The organism is Acinetobacter zhairuonensis, assembly GCF_022601715.1.
Taxonomy (GTDB): domain Bacteria; phylum Pseudomonadota; class Gammaproteobacteria; order Pseudomonadales; family Moraxellaceae; genus Acinetobacter.
Map to the genome: position 1 here is coordinate 1 of NZ_JAKVIM010000036.1, position 2,449 is coordinate 2,449.

The 2,449-nt window shown below is 45.1% G+C and carries 1 protein-coding gene; it reads right to left on the bottom strand.

The annotated features are described in order from the left end of the window. A partial coding sequence (locus MKI85_RS16885) for a type VI secretion system Vgr family protein (RefSeq protein WP_241629473.1) occupies positions 1–2,387 on the bottom strand: 2,387 nt, incomplete at its 3' end. Positions 2,388–2,449: the final 62 nt, after the last annotated feature.

Sequence of the window (2,449 nt, forward strand, 5' to 3'; positions counted from 1 at the left end):
CGGTCTTCTGTAGAAACAATCTGAATGTTTTGTTTGGCTAAAATACCCAAAGCATCGCCCTGAGCCTGCATTTCAAACTTACCTTTGGCAGCGACTTGCTTAATGCCTCCCTGTGCTGCAAATAAGCTGGCTTTACCACTCACATGCGTAATCAGATTTTTTTGCGTAGTGAAATTGATGCTGTCGCCTGCAAACTGGTTAATCTGCCCATCAGCCGAGACATGAATGTCTGCATTGGTGCTTAAACCAATCCCATCTGGCGAGTTTAAAAGTAATAGTGCCTTTTCAAATTTTGCAATCTGCGCTTGAATCTGGTCTGCAAACTCTTTGAGTTGTTCAATCGATTCAATCTCATCAGTTTGCTGGTTTTTGGCAACTTCACTCAGCGCTTTAGCATTATTCTGGTTGCTTTCAAATTGTTGTTTAGCAACTTGTGCATCCAGATGTTCGCCCTGAGCCTGATCTTGTTTATATGTGGAAAGAAGTAATCCTTCTCCTGCTCTTAGCGCGCCCCACTGATCAGTCCTTAATTCAAAGCCTTCGCCACGATCTTCACTTTCTTCGGTGGCTTTAGGATGACTCAGTTTACCTAAGTTGAGTTGACTGGCCGCATGACTGCTTTGCAACTGGGCACTGATTTGTCCCGTGCTGTCATCAAATCGGAGCTGGTTAAAGCCCTCTCCCTGATATTCTTTAGATTTAATGCCTGCCAGTTTTTTGGTATCAGGCAGTTGTCCTGCATTATCGAATTTTGTAGGAGAACGCTGTGCTTCATGAATACGTCCCAGCACAAAAGGACGATCTATGTCTCCTTGAAAGAAGTCAATGACTACAATTTCCCCAATACGCGGTAAGAAACGTGCCCCGTAGCCTTCACCTGCCCATGGGGTTAATACATCCACCCAAGCAGAGTCGGTATCGTTATCATTGCTGCCCGCACCACCATCATGTGCATGGTCTTCGTTTCTGGTGAATAGAAAGCGGACTTTGATGCGCCCCCATTCATCGACATGAATTTCGTCTCCACTTGGTCCAACCACTTGAGCACGTTGCGGGTGTGCCGATGGGCGATGCTGTTCAGGATGATAAGCGGGTACAGTTTTAATCTGCCGACGTTGTAAGTGAAGCAGATTGCCTTGGCGTTGTTCACTTACAATGCTGCTCAGTGTAGACGTGAATTGCCAATGACTTTGTTGGAGAAGTTGCTCCAATTGCTGGTTTAAATCTTTAGGTAGGTTATTTTGGCTATAAAAGGTTTTTTCGGTAATGAGAAATTCTTTGTCTGCACCACTGTGTTGATTAATTTCAGGATGATCTTGCAGTTCAAACCAGTAACCGACATGAGCATCTCGCACCGTAGACTGTGCACAGAAATGCTTGGCTTGTGCATTGTAATAGTCCGATAGCTGCTGGTTAAATTGTTCTAGTTGTGGATTGCCCGATGCCGTTGCACCATCCTCCCCATTCAGGTCTTGCATCCATGCGGGTGAAAAATGCCATGCTTGTTCTAGCCCTAAACTCGCAACATCATATTGCTCACTCTGCTGATGTTTGCTTTGCACACTACCTGCACCATCGTCTTGGGTCAGTGCATCGGCTTGCCAACGTTGCACATGCACGGCTGTCGGTTGTAACTGGCGCTGCGCCTGCCAATGAGTAATACTGTCTGCGGTTTGTACGGCACTGCTCTGATGAAAGCGAATACTGCGTCGTGGTAGGGCTTGGTAGTGTTGGTTATCATCAATTAGGCGTAGCTTTTGTGCTTGAATGGGTTGATGAATTTGAGCCAGCAACGCTTGTGCTTCATCAATCAACCAATTAATGCCCTCGCTTCTCATTAGACGCGTCAGAAAGTCATAATCACTTTCGTTGTTTTGCATGATGAAGGGACGAATGTCGTAATCTCGACTCAAGCCTGCTAAATCAAGACTCAAACTGGCGGCAAACAGCGGACTTTTTTGTTGCCACTCTTGGAATAGAATGTTGACCACATCCACCACATTTTTATTCATAAACACACGACTGTTACGGCGTTGTTTCCATAAGGCGGTCGGGTCTTCAAGACTAAGGCGATATACGGTCAGTGCACCATCGCTTGCCCCCGCTTGAGCTTGGGTGATGATGCCTGTAATGCGGCTCAGTTGTCCTGTGTCTGTCACATGGTCAATCGCAACCTGACAACCAATAAACTGTTTGAGGGGAATAAATGCATGCGTCGACAGGCAAATTAAACTGGCAGTTAAGCCTTGGTTTAGACCATGCGTTCCGTCTATTCGCTGTAAATAGACCTGCTGATTCAGCAACGCATTGGCAAACTGGATATGCAATACACGCTTGTGTGTAGTGAATCCCAGCTGTTCAAAAGCAGCATAGATATGATTCAACATAATGTTTTTAATAAATATAAAGTAAATGTCGTAATTATAAAGTTTGCCGTATAGTATAAAAA